This window comes from Algibacter sp. L3A6 (genome assembly GCF_009796825.1).
Lineage (GTDB): Bacteria > Bacteroidota > Bacteroidia > Flavobacteriales > Flavobacteriaceae > Algibacter.
This window is the reverse complement of the sequence record NZ_CP047030.1, coordinates 2,188,008-2,204,535: the sequence shown is the minus strand read 5'-3', so window position 1 is coordinate 2,204,535 and position 16,528 is coordinate 2,188,008. Positions and strand designations below refer to the sequence as shown.

The window sequence follows — 16,528 nt, the reverse complement described above, 5'->3', positions numbered from 1 at the left end:
TGGTGATACAATCACTGTAACAGAAACTACAACTCCGGATAACGGAACAGTAACACTGAATCCTGATGGAACAATTACTTATACACCTAATGACGGTTTCATTGGTGAGGATACATTCACTTACACTATTTGTGATGATGCTAATCCTGCACTTTGTGATACGGCTACGGTTACAGTAACTATTCAACCTACAGATGCTCCAAATACAACTAATGCTAATGATGATGCATACACAACAACTCCGGATGCTGTGATTTCACAAAACGTTTTAGTTAATGATAATGATGTTGAAGGTGACAACCAGACAGTAACAGCTAACACAAACCCAACTAACGGTACAGTAACAGTAGCGCCTAACGGTGACTTTACCTATACGCCGAACCCTGGGTTTGTTGGAACAGATATGTTTACTTATACGATTTGTGATGATAATGCTGAGCAAGCTTGTGATACAGCTACCGTTTACATTACCGTTGGTGGTATTGAAAACACAACCGACGCTATTGCCGATATCAACAACACATTCGTTGGACAACCCGTAACTGGTAATGTATTAACCAACGATGAAGATTTCGAAGGTGATAACCAATCAGTAACTGCTAACACGCAACCTGCTAATGGTTCTGTGGTTGTCAATTCTGATGGAACATATACTTACACACCTAATCCTGATTTTACTGGTGAAGATACTTTTGAGTATACAATCTGTGATGATGGGAATCCTCAAGCTTGTGATACTGCTACAGTTTATATTGAAGTATTACTAGTAAGTGGTCCTGAGAATGAAGCGCCTATTGCTAATGCTGACACAACTACAACGCCGGAAGGAACTCCAATTTCAATCCCTGTGATTGCAAATGATTTTGATCCTGATGGTGATGCTATTTCTGTAACAGAAACTACAACTCCGGATAACGGTACAGTAACACTGAATCCTGATGGTACAATTACTTATACGCCTAATGATGTGTTTATTGGCGAGGATACCTTTACTTACACTATTTGTGATGATGCGAATCCTGCGCTTTGTGATACCGCTACGGTTACAGTAACGGTGCAACCTGAAGATGCTCCTAATACAACTAATGCTAATGATGATGCATACACAACCACTCCGGGTGCTGATGTCACTCAAAATCTATTAGTAAATGATAATGATGTCGAAGGTGATAACCAATCTGTAACGGCGAATACACAACCAAATAATGGTAGTGTAACTGTAGAGGCTAATGGAGACTTTACATACACTCCTAATGATGGTTTCTCTGGAACGGATAGCTTCACTTACACAATATGTGATGATAATGCTGACCAAGCTTGTGATACTGCTACTGTATTTATTACTGTGGGAGGTATTGAAAACACAACCGATGCTATCGCTGATATCAATAACACTTTTATTGATCAACCTGTAACTGGAAATGTATTAACAAACGATGAAGATTTCGAAGGTGATGCACAAACAGTAACTGAGAATACACAACCGGATAACGGTACAGTGGTAATGAATCCTGATGGATCTTATACCTACACCCCTAATCCTGGTTTCACAGGTGAAGATACTTTCGAGTATACAATCTGTGATGATGGGAATCCTCAAGCTTGTGATACTGCTACAGTTTATATTGAAGTATTACCGGTAAGTGGCCCTGATAACGAAGCGCCTATTGCCAATGCAGATACAACTACAACGCCGGAAGGAACTCCTATTTCAATCCCTGTGATTGCAAATGATTTTGATCCTGATGGTGATACTATTTCTGTAACAGAAACTACTGACCCTAATAACGGAACAGTAACACTGAATCCTGATGGAACAATTACTTATACACCTAATGACGGTTTCATTGGTGAGGATACATTCACTTATACCATTTGTGATGATGCGAATCCTGCACTTTGTGATACCGCTACGGTGACAGTAACTATTCAACCTACAGATGCTCCAAATACAACTAATGCTAATGATGATGCCTTTTTTGCTTCAACATGTGGAAGTCTTACAGGTAATGTATTTGTAAACGATAATGATATAGAAGGTGATACGCAAACAATAACAACGACTACAGTAATAACTACTGAAGGTGTTACAGTTATTATTGATGCTAACACAGGTGAGTTTACTTACACTCCTATATCAGTAGACTTTATAGGAAATGATTCTTTCGTTTATAGTATTTGTGATGATAATGCTGACCAAGCTTGTGATCAAGCAACGGTTTATTTATCAATAACAGATTCTACGCCTCCAAGTATTATCAACTGTTCTATTAATGATGAAACTATTGAATGTGCTGGGGATGATAATGAAAGTCTTGCTACTGCGTGGAACGATGCTAATATTGCTGCTTTAGAGCTTTGTGCTACCGATGCTTGTGATTCAACATTTAGTGGTCAAGTTACTTCAGACTATAATTTTGATAACTTAGTTTCTACTTGTGGTGCTAGTGGTACAATTACTGTAACATATACTATTGCTGATGCAAACAACAATACAACAGAGCTTGTTGCAACGTTAACTATTGCAGACACTATAGCTCCTACTCCAACAACTGACATTGACGAATCATTGTTAGTAAATTGTGAAAGCGTACCAGAAGTTCCTACAATTGAATTTACTGATAACTGTTCATCGAGTGTAAATGTTGTTTTTGAAGAAACAAGTTCATTTGATGAAAGCAATCCTTCAGATTACGAAATAGTAAGAACATGGACTGTAAATGATGACTGTGATAATATCGCAACTTATACGCAAACAATTTCAGTTACATTAAACGATTTCATTACAACTGTTAATGAGAGAGCTTGTTCTGATGATGGAACAATCGACTTGAATGATTATTTAGAAAATGACCAAGTAGGTGGAACCTGGACAATTACTCAAGGTAACGCAAACCTAGACGAGAGTACATTCAACCCTGAAAATGTAGAGTTAGGTAATTATATCTTTAGCTACACTAGCGCTAACAACGGTTGTTTAAACACTACTGAGGTTGTTATAGAAATTCATGATGAATGTATCGTTCTTCCTTGTGGAAAAGATGATGTAATTATTTCAAAAGTTGTAACACCTAACGGTGATGCACAAAATGAATTCTTTACAATCACTGGAGTAGAAACTTGTGGATTTGTTGTTGACTTAAAAATATTCAACAGATGGGGAGCCAAAATCTACGAGAACTCTAATTACCAAAATAACTGGAATGGAACTTCTCATAAATCGTCTGTAGGCGGTGCAGATAAAGTACCAAACGGAACATACTACTATATTATTAACCTAAAAAACAGTGGATTGGCACCTATAGCGAAAGCATTTTACGTAGGTTCTAAATAAACCCAAATATATTATGAAGTCATTAAAATTAAAACTCATTATTTTTATACTGGCCAACAGCTGGATTGGAGTAGCACAACAGCTACCCCAATTCACACAGTATATGTATAATACAATCTCCATAAACCCAGCTTACGCTGGTAGTAGAGAAACTTTCAGTATTGTTGGTTTACATAGAAGTCAGTGGGTTGGCGTAGAAGGCGCTCCTACTACACAAACATTGTCTATGCATACGCCATTAAGAAACGACCGTATTGGTGTAGGTTTGTCTTTTATCAATGATGAACTTGGTTATGAAAACTTCTCATATTTATACGGAGATTTTTCATATACGCTCCCAATAGGTTTAAAAGCTAAATTAGCATTTGGTCTAAAAGGTGGTTTTACACAATACCATATTGATCAATCTATTTTAAATGATCCAACTGTTATTAACGATCAATTTTTTGATGATGTTTCTAATAGATGGAGTCCCAATATAGGTCTTGGACTTTATCTACACACCAACAAATGGTATGTTGGACTGTCTGCTCCTAGAGTTCTAAATACAGATTACAATAATGGTGGAAATGGGACTATTGATTACGTCGCTTTAGAACGTATTAGTTACTACGCAACTGGTGGTTATGTTTTCGACTTAAGCGCTACTACTAAATTTAAACCTGCTGTTTTACTTAAAGCAACAAATGGTGCTCCTTTATCTTTTGATATGACGGCCAACTTTTTGTTCAATGATAAATTTTGGTTAGGTGGTTCTTATAGAATTAACGAATCTGCAGCTGCTCTTGGTTTTATTACCGATTTGCAAGTATCCAAACAAATGCGTATTGGCTATGCTTACGAGTATCCGCTATCAGAATTAAACACGTACACAAGTGGAACTCATGAGATCTTACTTATGTTCGAAGTCTTTAAAAGTAAACGTATTAAATCTCCTAGATTCTTCTAAAAAACATATTATGAAATCAAATTTATTACTAATTATATTTACTATTTACGGTTCTATAATGTTCGGTCAAGTAAAGCTAGCCGATAGGTTTTTTGATAACTATGGTTATGTAAAAGCAAGTGAACTGTACCAAAAAGCTTTTGAAGATGGTGATGATAGCGAGCATGTTTTAACACGTTTAGGCGATTGTTATTACAACAATTCTAATTCGGAAAAAGCGGCCACCTGGTATGGGAAGGCTGTAAATAAATACGATGATATCTCATCACTATATTTATTTAAATATATTTCAACTTTAAAGAGTATTGGGCATTATGCTGAAGCTGATATTTGGTTGAAAAAATATTTACTACTTCAAAATGACGACACTAAAACTAGCGAAAACAATTCTGAAGATTTATTAAATTACGAAGAACTTAACACCGTTGATAAGTCGTTATATATTACAGTAGAGAACTTATCGATCAACTCTAAATTTTCAGATTTCGGTTCATTTGTACAAAACAACACACTATACTTCGCCTCTTCTAGAAGACTCGATGAAAACAAAAAATACGGTTGGAATAAAGAACCATTTTTAGATATTTTTGAAGTTGCTGTTAAAGAAAAAGCTTATGAGTTAGAATTTGGATCTCCGCATTTAATTAAAGCTTCAAAAGTAAATACAGATTATCATGAAGCTACTATTACTATTTCGAACGATGGTAAAACAATGTATTTTACTAGAGATAACGTAACAAAAAGAAACGAATTAAATTTTGACAAAAAAGGGACTACTCATCTGAAAATTTATAAAGCGAGTCTTATTGATGGTCAATGGTCAAATATTGTAGAATTATCAATTAATGACGAAGTGTTTTCAACAGGGCACCCTAGCTTAAGTGCTGATAATAAAAAATTATTTTTTGTATCAGATAGAGAAGGTGGTTTTGGACAAACTGATATTTATGAAGTTGATATTCTTCCAAACAATAAATTTAGCGAACCAAGAAACTTAGGACCAAGAATAAATACTGAAGGCCGAGAAATGTTTCCTTTTGTAAGTCAAGATAGCACATTCTACTTCTCTTCAGACGGTCGTTTGAACCTTGGATTGTTAGATATATTTAAATCGAATATTATTAAAGATAGCTTATCTCTACCTCAAAATTTAGGTGCGCCTTACAATAGTGGTTATGATGATTTTGCTTATTTCGCAGATCCTTCTGATAAGAATAAGCGTAGTTATTTCTCATCTAACAGACCTGGAGGAGTTGGTAATGATGATATTTACACAGTATATTCAAAAGTCTGTTTTCAAAACTTAACAGGTACTACCAGAGATAAAAACACCAATGATGTTTTAGGCAACACCATTGTTAAACTTATAGATGAAACAGGAAAAATAATTGAAGAAGTTGTTACTACCGAAAATGGAGCTTATGAATTTACCCTTGAGTGTAATAAAAACTACAGTCTTGTAGGAAGTAAACCAGGATATGTAGACGATAAAGCTAACTTCAACACAAGCGATAAAAATGAAATTGAAGTTGAACAAGATTTATTTTTAGCTTCATTAGTTGTCGGAAATCAAATTGTTATTAAGCCTATCTTTTTTGATTTTAATAAATCTAACATTAGACTTGACGCTCAATACGAGTTAGAGAATATTGTAGATGTATTGAGAGCGAACCCAACCATGGTTATAAAAATTGAATCGCATACGGATAGCCGAGGAAGAGATAAATACAACTTAAGCCTATCAGATAGGCGAGCAAAATCTACTAGAGATTATATACTTTCTAGAGGTATTAAACCAGAGCGTATAGAAAGTGCTATTGGTTATGGAGAAACACAATTACTGAACAAATGCAGTAATGGTGTTCGATGCACCCAAGAGGAGCATCAATTAAACAGACGATCTTATTTTTACATCTTGAAGAAATAAAATTACTCAACCATTCTAAAAAAATCACAAGCTTTATAGTTTGTGATTTTTTTTTGTTCATTAATTAATGTTTCTATCAAACCAACAATGAAAATTATATGCTAGTATTTTACAAATCCCGATATTACAAACTCTTAAATTTAAAGGGCTTTTTCTATATTGCATTAAGTTTACAAAAATATGCTCAACCTCTTTATTAAATATAAACACCCCACTCCTATTTCTAATATATTATGCATTTTAATATGCGGAATAATAGCATTTAATAGTTCTGTTATAAATGCTCAAGAGCAAATTAATGAACCTCAACAAGTAGAGGCACTTTTATTAAAATCGAAAGGACTAGCTCAAACAAATATTGATAGTTCCTATTTTTATGCTACAAAAGCTACTGAAAAATCTAAACTAATTAAGAACGATACGTTGTTGGCAAAATCTAATTTACAACAAAGCAGTCTTCTCATTTTTAAAAAGGAGTTTTCTAAATCGGACTCTTTACTACAAGAAAATCTTACCAAGATTTTGCCAAAACACATTAAAGGGTTAACCATACACAACCTAGCAACTATACAATACTATAAACAAGATTTTCAAAAAGCATTAGAACTTTATGTTCAAGCCGCCGGCATTTTAGAGCAAACAAAAAAAACAGAGCAGCTTGTTAGCACATATTCTAATATTGGTGCTATTAACGCTTCATTAAAGAACTATAAAAATGCTCAAATTTATTTAGAACGCGCTTTGGCTTTAAGTGATTTTGATGAAGTTGTAAAACTTCAAATTCTAGTTAATTTATGTAATATCTACTACAACGAAAAGCAGTTTAAAAAATATACCGAAAGTATTTTTAAAGCAGAAGAACTTGCTATTAAATACAACTCTAAAAATACATTATCTACTATTTATAATAATTTAGCAATCTATTTTACAAACGATGGAGCAGATTATAATAAAGCGGTTTCTTATGGGAAAAAAGCAATTGCATTAAAAAAAGAACTTAATAGCACCAACACCCTCAACGTGACTTACAATAATGTAGGCAATGCTTATCTGAAAAGACAAGAATATCAAAAAGCTATCAGTTTTTTAGACAGTGCTAGCATTGGTGCTCAAGGTCTTTTAAAATCTTACATATTCAATAATCTTAAAGAATCTTACCTCGGCTTAAAGCAATATAAAACAGCTTTACATTATGCCGATTTAAAGGATAAAATTAAAGATTCTATTACTAACCAAAAGCAAAAAGAAAGTGTAGCCGAACTAACAGAAAAGTACGAGTCGGAGAAAAAAGAACAACGTATTAATATATTAGATACCGAAAACAAGCTACAAGCCCTTACTATTAAACAACAAAATTACCTACTTGCAGCCTTAGCACTTTTTGTTTTACTTATAATCATTTTGGGTTATTTTGGATTTAAAAGTTACAAAATACAACAACAACTAGACAAGGTTCTATTGCAACAACGCTTAAGAAAAATGCAATTAAACCCGCACTTTTTATTCAATGCTTTACAAAGTATTCAAAATTTTATTCATCAAAATGACAAAGAAAAATCGAGTTCATATCTTACTAGTTATTCGAAATTAATCAGATTGGTTTTAGAAAAATCTGATGACGATTTCATTACCGTTGAAGATGATAAAGCAGCCATCGAATCTTATCTTACATTGCAACTACTTAATTACAACAATACGTTTTCATTCAAAATAAACATTGAAGAATCGGTAGATGAAGATTTTGATATGTTACCCACATTAATAACGCAACCCTTTGTTGAAAATGCCATATTGCATGGCTTGAAGAATAATGACAACGGTATTATTTCAGTAAAATACTATAAGCTAGATTCGATTTTACACGTTTCTATAACCGACAACGGAAAAGGTTTTGAAGCCAAAAAAGATGACTCTAACCGATTGCACAAATCTATGAGTATGGAAATTATAAAAGAACAATTAAAAAACCTCAACAAATCATCGAAAGACTTTAAAGGCGATATAGAAGTAAAAACAACTTCTAATGGCACTCAAGTCCTTTTAAGTTTTACAACAATGTAAATAGAGTATCTTTGTCTGCATATGGAAACTATATCTTGCTTTATTGTAGAAGACGATCCGCAGGCCTTTGCCTATGCGTCGTCTATTATAGAAACCTATCAACACATAAAAATAGTTGGTACTTCTAATACAATTAAAGAAGCCGCAATGCTAATAAAAGAACTAAAGCCAAACTTTATTATTTTAGATGTTTTTCTAATTGACGGTAATGCTTTTGAGTTTCTACCTCTATTTGATAATATTGATTTTAAAATCATTTTTACAACCTCGTATGCTAAGTTCGCCATTGATGCTTTTAAGTTTAGTGCTTTAGATTATCTATTAAAACCTTATGAAAAGAAGGACCTAATTCTGGCTATAGATAAAGTTGTAAGTGATCTTGAAAAAACAAATTACCAGCAGCAATTAAGCACATTAATGCATAATATTTCCAATAAAGAGCAATTTTAAAAACTACAGATGCTATCCATGTTGTGGATATTAAGGATATTTTATATGCAAAATCAGATAATAACTACACCTCTTTTTTGTTAGTGGATGGTAAGAGTATATTAGTGTCAAAACCGCTTAAATCTTTTGATGAAAAACTAAAAGAACATCGTTTTTTTCGTGTTCACCAAAGTTTTTTAATAAACTTAAATTACATTACCTCTTTTAATAAACGCAGTGATGAAGTTGTTCTAAATGGAAACCATGCTATTCCAGTTGCTCAAAGTAGGAAAAAGAATTTACTTAATTATATTGATGAATTGTTCTAAAACCTCATCGTTTTTCACTTTTCAACAAAGACAAAATTTCTAGAATTCTCTTAAAAACCTATCTATTTCTAAATGCTTTATGGTGAATTCTCATTTGTCTAAATTTTCATCTTTAATAAATTTACATTTACTTCTTAGAAACAGAAACACCAATACGTCCTCTACCCTATTCCCTTCCTGCTGAAAAATCATATTTCTAAACAAAAATAACTATTTAATTTTCCAAAAAGATGAAAAAAACGATAACAGTATTTGCTCTAATTGCTATTTGCTCATTAATGCAATCTTGCTATGTGATGAAAAAATCTGATGATTTTTACAAAATAGAAACATCAACTCTAAACACGCTTTATCTTATTGATATTTCGGGAAGTATGGAAGGTATAGATGAAGGCTCTGTTAAAGACCAAGTAATGCGCGAAGTTGGTGACACAGCAGGAAATCAAGTTAGTAAAATTATAGGTGGTAAATTTGGTAGCTTATTAGGAAAACAAGTCGCTAATGAAGCTACCAAGCTAGGTGCAGTAAAACGTAATCTAATACCTGCAATAAAAGGCTTACCTGACGGTAAAAAGTTTATTATTTTCACTTTTAACAACGATGTTACAAAACAATCTACAGAATTTAAAGTAGCCGATAATGTATCGAGAACGTCTTCTAATGTTTTCGTAAAAAATCTAAAAGCTGGTGGAGGCACAAACACTCTAGAAGGACTTTTAGAGGCGTTATCTATGCCCGACGTACAAGAAATAGTACTTATGAGTGACGGTCTTCCAAACAGCGGCCCTAAAGTTGTGCTTGACGAAATACGCAAAGTAAACACTAACAATATTATTATTCACACTATTGCCTTTGGTGATGATGCAGATTTAGATTTCATGAAAACTTTAGCTGAAGAAAATAACGGGAAGTTTATTACATCAAAAATATAATAACAGTATTGCACTAACAATGAAATTAAATATTAAATTCTATTTCATTCTTTAAAATATTAAAAGCCCAGTAATTGATTTTACTGGGCTTTTTTAACTTTATAAAATAGATACGTATTTTATACTTAGCATCTAACTACTAATCTAGCAATTCCGGGTTGCTTAAAATCAATTCTATTTTTTTGATAATCACGGTAATTTGATTCATTTGTAATTCTATATTTCTAAAAAACAAGCTGATATCTCTATTTACCCAACTTTCTGAAATTACACGTGCGCCTAAACTAATTCGCAACACAGCACTTTGGAAATCATTACCATATTTTACATTCACGGCCTGACCGATATGACATTTTTGAGCTGCGAGCCTTATAATTTCTAAAGGCGCATCTTTAAAATAATCGGATAAATCTGAATTTAATAAAATATAAAGTTTTTTAACATTCTCTACCGATAAGGCTTTATCGTTTTTAAGAATAAAGAAAGGGAAAATGGTACGTATATTTCGTATCCCAAACTCTTCACTATTATAAGCATTGGCATTTGGAAGCTCTCCGTATAGAGGTTCTAAAAAAGAAGCATCTTTTACAGAATCGTCTACAAAATCGCAAAACATTTCAATGGCCATATTTCGGTATAGCATAGGCGTTTTAAAATACCTTTCCATTTCTACTATAGAGGCATTCCAGCGCATGTAAGAACCAAAATTATAACCATCTGGTAGATCTTGTGAGCAAAACCAAGATGCTGGCCATTCGGAACTATTATAGTATTGTGTTAAACCTTCTGGAAACTTATTTTTAGCAGATTGAATTGATTTACTAACACTTTCTGGTAAAATTAACGCTCCAGAATACGGAGGGCCAGTAAAATATTTACTTCCAGTGATTGTAACAATATAGCCTTTGTTTAAATAGTTCTGCATGTCTTTAGGATCCAACCTAAGTTGAGCAGCATCTACAATAACTTGTATCGATAAATTGTTTAAAGTATTTAATTTAGCCATCATCGCTTCACTAGGTGATTGATACCCTAGTTTAGAATGATCCATGGTATGCAAAACAACATACCTACCCAATTCATTAGTTTTAGATATGGCATTAAATATTTCATCATCTAACTGTTCAGTTGTTTTTAACGCACCATTTTCATCTCTTAAAGTAACTTTGATTAAATCAATATCTCTAAAACCTTCAATTCTATCTCCTTTGGTAACCGGATAATTTAAGGCTGTTGTATTTTCAAAATGACATCCTTTCAATGCTCCAGGCACACCACTACCCGTTTCATCTGAAGCTACTAAAACATGTGTAATATCCTTATCGGAAATAATCTGAGTTATAGCAGCAATTTGAAGTGAGGAATCGGTTCCTGATGGTGAAAATATAATTTCACAGGCCTCATTCAACTTAAATATTCTTTTCAGTTTATCTTTTAATAATTCTGAAAACTCAATAGTAGTTCCTTCAAAACCATTTTTCAAGCTATTCCCTATTAAAATACTACGTGCTTTATCTGTTTTATCGAAAGCAAAATTAGAAACACTAGTTGCCGTAGATGATGCAAAAGTGAAAGCATCGGGTCTCGGAAATGGTCTGCAACCGTATTTATTCAGCAAATCAATTTCATCTATATTTAATCTAAGATCGCCACCGGCCATTAACAAAAACTCAGTTGGTTTTGCTAAATTTTCAACAATAGGCTTCCAAGATTCTTTATATATTTTATCGTTTGTATTTAAACCATGTAAAGCTTGCAGTCCACCATGTTCTAATGCATCTTCTACACTTACATTTTTATCATTCTTAATTAAGTCTATTAAAAAATAATTAAGTGGCTCTAGCTTTTCTTTATCCTCTTTTGGTAGTAATTTATAAAAAATTCTAGCGACTTCAAGCGCAGCAATATCACATAAAACGGTATCGCTTTTATCTGTACCCAAGGCTTTATACCAAAGTTGCCATTCAATAGCATATCTTAAATACACCAACGCTAAAACGGGCTTACTTAAAAATAATGAACCTATTACAATAGATTTATTAGGCTCAATTTTAAACACATTAGGAGCACTATTAGAGGTAATAATATTAATGTTGTTTATTTTCGGAACGGTATTAAATCTCTTTAAAACATGAACCAGATAATTCACATTTTCTTTTTCAAATAAACTAGTTCTTTTATACTGATCTTCAATTAGTATATTATTCTTCATTGGTGGTTTAATTTAAAACGTTATTACAAACGTCGTTCTCGCAGAGCTCTCTATTTTCACTAATAACTCTCAAGATTTAATACTTGTTCTAAGACTTATAAAGTATTAGAACGTTTAATCAATTTGGCGGCAAATATAAAGTGTTCCTCGTTAGGATTAAAAGATTTTCTCTATACAGTGAAAATCAAATATTTTATTTAAATTACCTAGGTGCGTAATGTATGAAAATCTCCTTTAATTTTGGAACGACTTTATTAAATTTTGATAAAAAGCATGCAACTTTATCTCTTAAAACTCCACAACCTTCATTTTAGGTAAACACACTTATTGTGCCATTAAGTGATACTTAATTAGTATTGAAATTTCTAACTCCTACTTTTGAACAATGCTTATGATTTAAATTTATTCTACCCGAATATTGTGACTTTTCACATCATTTTGAGTCTAAATAATAAACGCCCTAAAAAAATAGTTTGAAAATTTTGTAACATTTATTGCTATATAAACGTATAACTATTGAATACCTTAACAAAGAACCTAAACAACATACTTTATAATGAGACAACTTAAAATTACCAAGCAGGTTACCAATAGAGAGACCGCATCGCTGGATAAATATCTTCAAGAAATTGGAAAGGTTGATTTAATTACTGCAGACGAAGAGGTTGAATTAGCACAACGTATCAAAGCGGGAGATCAAGTCGCTTTAGAGAAGTTAACAAAAGCTAATTTACGTTTCGTTGTATCGGTTGCTAAACAATATCAAAACCAAGGACTTACATTACCAGATTTAATTAACGAAGGTAATTTAGGTTTAATTAAAGCCGCACAACGTTTTGATGAAACGCGTGGTTTTAAATTTATCTCTTATGCTGTATGGTGGATTCGTCAATCTATTCTTCAGGCATTAGCAGAACAATCTCGTATTGTGCGTTTACCTTTGAATAAAATTGGTTCTATTAACAAGATTAATAAAACATTTGCCTTTTTAGAGCAAAGTCATGAACGTCCACCTTCTGCTGAAGAAATTGCAAAAGAATTGGATATGACGATTAACGATGTTAAGGAGTCTATGAAAAACTCTGGACGTCACGTAAGTATGGATGCACCTTTAGTTGAAGGTGAAGATTCTAACTTATATGATGTATTAAACTCAGGAGAGTCTCCAAATCCAGATCGTGAATTATTACACGAATCTTTACGTACAGAAATTGAGCGTGCTTTAGAAACATTAACACCTCGTGAAGCAGATGTTATTCGTTTATACTTTGGTTTAGGAAACCAACACCCAATGACTTTAGAAGAAATTGGAGAAACTTTCGATCTAACACGTGAGCGTGTGCGTCAAATTAAAGAAAAAGCTATTCGTAGATTAAAACATACGTCTAGAAGTAAAATATTAAAAACATATTTAGGTTAGTAGTTACATATTATTACGACTAAATTACAACTACAAACAGTTACAAAAATAACTGTTCGTTTTTTGATTGATGAAAGAACCCACGGCTGATTACCGTGGGTTTATTCATTTTAAACCTTTCTATCTTTTTATGCGTAAGCCTTTTAACTAAAACTTAATAATCTTATATTTGCCAAATGTTAAAAACTATTTGCTACACGAGTACAGCAAAACCCTCACTTAGTCTTTTAGAATTTGAAGCCTTGTTTTGCGAAACTCAAACCAAAAATGACAGTAATAATGTTACAGGCGTTTTAGTAAAAAAAGACAATCTCTTTTTTCAAATAATAGAAGGTCATCCCGAAGTTATTGATACCCTTTTTATGCAAATTAAAAAAGACTCAAGACACTCTAAGATTTCGGAACTATTAAACGTCTCCATTTCTCAGCTCAGTTTTAAGGCCTTCGATACCGGATACACAGTTATCGAAGATATAGACACGCTATATGGTTTACAGATTTATGTAGCAGCCTTAGAGCAAAATAATATTGAAAACAGCAGCCTCTTCTCGCAAATTATTGAAGACCTATTAACGGTCAACTAATAAAAATCCTTAGCTTTGCGGAAATAACACAAAACGAATACAAATGTCTTCTAAATTAATTGCTCCTTCAATGCTTGCTGCCGATTTCGGTAACTTACAACGCGATACAGAAATGGTTAATAACAGTGATGCCGATTGGTTTCACATTGATGTTATGGATGGTCATTTTGTTCCAAACATTTCATACGGAATGCCTGTAATTGCAGCTATTAAAAAGCATGCTACAAAGCCTTTAGATGTACATTTAATGATTGAAAAGCCAGAGCGTTATATTGAAGAATTTGCTAAAGTTGGTGCAGATATAATTACAGTACACCACGAATCTACAGTGCACTTACACCGTACGCTTACTCAAATTGAAGACGCAGGCTGTAAGGCTGGTGTTGTTTTAAACCTCACTACTCCTATTTCTGTTTTAGAAGATATACTACCTAAATGTTATATGGTTTTACTTATGTCTATAAACCCTGGTTTTGGAGGGCAAAAGTTTGAAGACATGACATACAATCGGGTAAAAAAACTTCGTAAAATGATTACTGAACAAGGTTTAAATACCCGAATTGAAATTGATGGTGGTGTTACCGATAAAAATATTCAAAAATTAGTTGAAGCTGGCGCTGATGTTTTTGTAGCTGGAAGTCACGTTTTTAAAAGTGATAACCAAATAGAAACCATTAAGCAATTAAAGGCCTTAGCTAATTCTTAAAATTCTCTAATAAAATAGTTTAATAAATCGGTTGTAGTAACAATGCCCACTAAGTCACCTTTGTCGACTACTGGTAGCGCATGGAATTCTCTATTTGCTAAAATTAAAGCAACATCTTTAATGCTAGTTTCTGGAGCTACCGTTACTACATTTTTTACCATAACCTGTTCTATTGTAAAACTATTAAGCACGACAGAATCTAAACCAACATTATCATTTCCTGCAACTTCAGGGATGCTAATACGCATTAAGTCGGTATAACTAAGCATACCTATAATGCATTCTCCTGCAACTACGGGAATGTGTTTAATTCTATGTCTATTAAATAGCATTTCTGCTCGTTTTAAATCGTCTGAACGGGTTAAACCTATAATTGTCTTGGTCATTATAGAAGAAACTGGGATGTGCTCTCTCATGGCTTTCTGTTTTAATTACTAGAGTAAATTTACAGAACAACATGCGTTTATTTTATGACATTTATCACTTATCCCTAAGAGGCTAGTCCGAAGTAAAAAAAAAGTTTAATCATTACGATAAATTATAAATAACAGAACCGAATACTAATAGCTAGGGAAATCGAAATTCAGCATTTGCCGAACCTTAAAATAAATTACCGGAAATTGATTTCTAAAAGCCTGAGGTGTTTCAATAAAGGTTTCGACTATAACGGCAAGCAACTCAAAATCGTTTGTAAAAGCATAGTCTCTTAGATATTCTGAAGTTACTAATCTCTTTTTTAAAAATTCATCCTCAGCTATCAAGCTTCTTAACTCATTAAAAGTATCAATAAATATAATAGAATTAATATCTTCTTGATAAATACTATTAAAGTGAATGGCGTGAGCAAATTCGTGAATTCCTAAATTTAATTTATCATCTTCAATACGGTAGCCATCAATAAAACTATCCCATGATAAAACTAATGTTTTAAGCCTTGTATTAAACTCCCCTTTGTGATACTGCTTATTTAATTGAGAATAATATTGGGTTGGGTAGATAATTATATTTTCAACAGCCTCAATCATAAAATCTCTAAAACCAAAGGTTAACATCACAGCTGTAGCTGAAACTAAAACCTGAACTTGTTCGGTAATTAAAAAATCTTCTTTTCCAATAAATTGCTTTTTGTCTATGAATGATGCTACCCGATGCCTGAAGTAAAGCTTATTTTTTTCATCGAGCCTATTATAAAAAGTGAATTGTTCTTCTAAAATTCGAATTTGCTCAGGCTTCATTTTTTTAATAAAAACATATAAATGAACAAAGGCCGGACGCTTAGTAAAGAACGTATACATCATCTCCAAACCGTCTACAATAGACATAACAACTCTCTTTATAAACACGAAAATCATCACAATTACGACACCAACCAGAATAGCAACAATTATAGTTCCTATGTAGTATTTATCATTTTGGATTAATAAGGTCATTTAAATTATAAAGGTTGAAATTAGATAATAAGGGTTATGTAATATAGTATTTTTAAATATTCTAATAGCTCTTAAAACAGTTGTTTGCTTATTGATTTCGAATTATTCATTTCAATGCGCTTATTATCGATAATACCAGCTTATTTAAAAGTTTAAAACTCACTTTTTTCATTTCAAAAAAACAAAAAATTAATAAAGAAGAAACTTCAACCACA

Annotated in this window: 13 protein-coding genes and 1 pseudogene; 11 read left to right on the top strand and 3 right to left on the bottom strand. The window is 32.6% G+C overall.

From position 1 onward, the window contains the following. Positions 1–4: 4 nt before the first annotated feature. From GQR98_RS19345 to GQR98_RS09245, 8 genes and pseudogenes are all read left to right on the top strand, one after another. A pseudogene (locus GQR98_RS19345) lies at positions 5–2,224 on the top strand (Ig-like domain-containing protein); the annotation flags it as partial. A gap of 345 nt (positions 2,225–2,569) precedes the next feature. Continuing rightward, on the top strand, positions 2,570–3,334 hold the full coding sequence (locus tag GQR98_RS19340) for a gliding motility-associated C-terminal domain-containing protein (RefSeq protein ID WP_410488908.1): 765 nt from the start codon (positions 2,570–2,572) through the stop codon (positions 3,332–3,334). Between the two features lie 13 nt (positions 3,335–3,347). Next, complete coding sequence (locus tag GQR98_RS09270; RefSeq protein WP_159019262.1) at positions 3,348–4,283, top strand: type IX secretion system membrane protein PorP/SprF; 936 nt, start codon at positions 3,348–3,350, stop codon at positions 4,281–4,283. 10 nt (positions 4,284–4,293) lie between these two features. Then, positions 4,294–6,210 carry an OmpA family protein gene (locus tag GQR98_RS09265; protein ID WP_159019261.1) on the top strand — a complete coding sequence of 639 codons (1,917 nt, stop codon included), beginning with the start codon at positions 4,294–4,296 and terminating at the stop codon, positions 6,208–6,210. 180 nt (positions 6,211–6,390) lie between these two features. Next, on the top strand, positions 6,391–8,271 hold the full coding sequence (locus GQR98_RS09260) for a tetratricopeptide repeat protein (RefSeq protein WP_159019260.1): 1,881 nt from the start codon (positions 6,391–6,393) through the stop codon (positions 8,269–8,271). Positions 8,272–8,292: 21 nt separating this feature from the next. After that, positions 8,293–8,721 carry a LytR/AlgR family response regulator transcription factor gene (locus GQR98_RS09255; RefSeq protein WP_159019259.1) on the top strand — a complete coding sequence of 143 codons (429 nt, stop codon included), beginning with the start codon at positions 8,293–8,295 and terminating at the stop codon, positions 8,719–8,721. Between the two features lie 23 nt (positions 8,722–8,744). Next, positions 8,745–9,029, top strand: a complete 285-nt coding sequence (locus tag GQR98_RS09250) for a LytR/AlgR family response regulator transcription factor (protein WP_159019258.1) — start codon at positions 8,745–8,747, stop codon at positions 9,027–9,029. Between the two features lie 230 nt (positions 9,030–9,259). Continuing rightward, positions 9,260–9,961 carry a VWA domain-containing protein gene (locus tag GQR98_RS09245; RefSeq protein WP_159019257.1) on the top strand — a complete coding sequence of 234 codons (702 nt, stop codon included), beginning with the start codon at positions 9,260–9,262 and terminating at the stop codon, positions 9,959–9,961. A 139-nt stretch (positions 9,962–10,100) separates the two neighbouring features. Here GQR98_RS09245 and GQR98_RS09240 read toward each other — a convergent pair whose 3' ends face one another. Next, positions 10,101–12,173, bottom strand: a complete 2,073-nt coding sequence (locus GQR98_RS09240) for a hypothetical protein (protein WP_159019256.1) — start codon at positions 12,171–12,173, stop codon at positions 10,101–10,103. Between the two features lie 556 nt (positions 12,174–12,729). Between GQR98_RS09240 and GQR98_RS09235 the strand changes: the two genes are divergently transcribed. The 3 genes from GQR98_RS09235 to rpe all read left to right on the top strand — a co-directional run bounded on the left by GQR98_RS09235 (position 12,730) and on the right by rpe (position 14,883). Next, positions 12,730–13,593 (top strand): RNA polymerase sigma factor RpoD/SigA, encoded by an 864-nt coding sequence (locus tag GQR98_RS09235; RefSeq protein ID WP_042497104.1) that lies wholly within the window; start codon positions 12,730–12,732, stop codon positions 13,591–13,593. A 176-nt stretch (positions 13,594–13,769) separates the two neighbouring features. Next, positions 13,770–14,177, top strand: coding sequence for a BLUF domain-containing protein (locus GQR98_RS09230; protein WP_159019255.1), 408 nt, complete (start codon positions 13,770–13,772; stop codon positions 14,175–14,177). A 43-nt stretch (positions 14,178–14,220) separates the two neighbouring features. After that, on the top strand, positions 14,221–14,883 hold the full coding sequence (gene rpe, locus GQR98_RS09225; protein ID WP_159019254.1) for a ribulose-phosphate 3-epimerase: 663 nt from the start codon (positions 14,221–14,223) through the stop codon (positions 14,881–14,883). Here the strand turns inward: rpe and GQR98_RS09220 are convergent. Together GQR98_RS09220 and GQR98_RS09215 are read right to left on the bottom strand one after the other, a co-directional pair. Beyond that, on the bottom strand, positions 14,880–15,299 hold the full coding sequence (locus GQR98_RS09220) for an HPP family protein (RefSeq protein WP_042497101.1): 420 nt from the start codon (positions 15,297–15,299) through the stop codon (positions 14,880–14,882). The genes rpe and GQR98_RS09220 overlap by 4 nt on opposite strands. 144 nt (positions 15,300–15,443) lie before the next feature. Next, complete coding sequence (locus GQR98_RS09215; RefSeq protein ID WP_159019253.1) at positions 15,444–16,313, bottom strand: zinc-dependent peptidase; 870 nt, start codon at positions 16,311–16,313, stop codon at positions 15,444–15,446. Positions 16,314–16,528 lie beyond the last annotated feature (215 nt).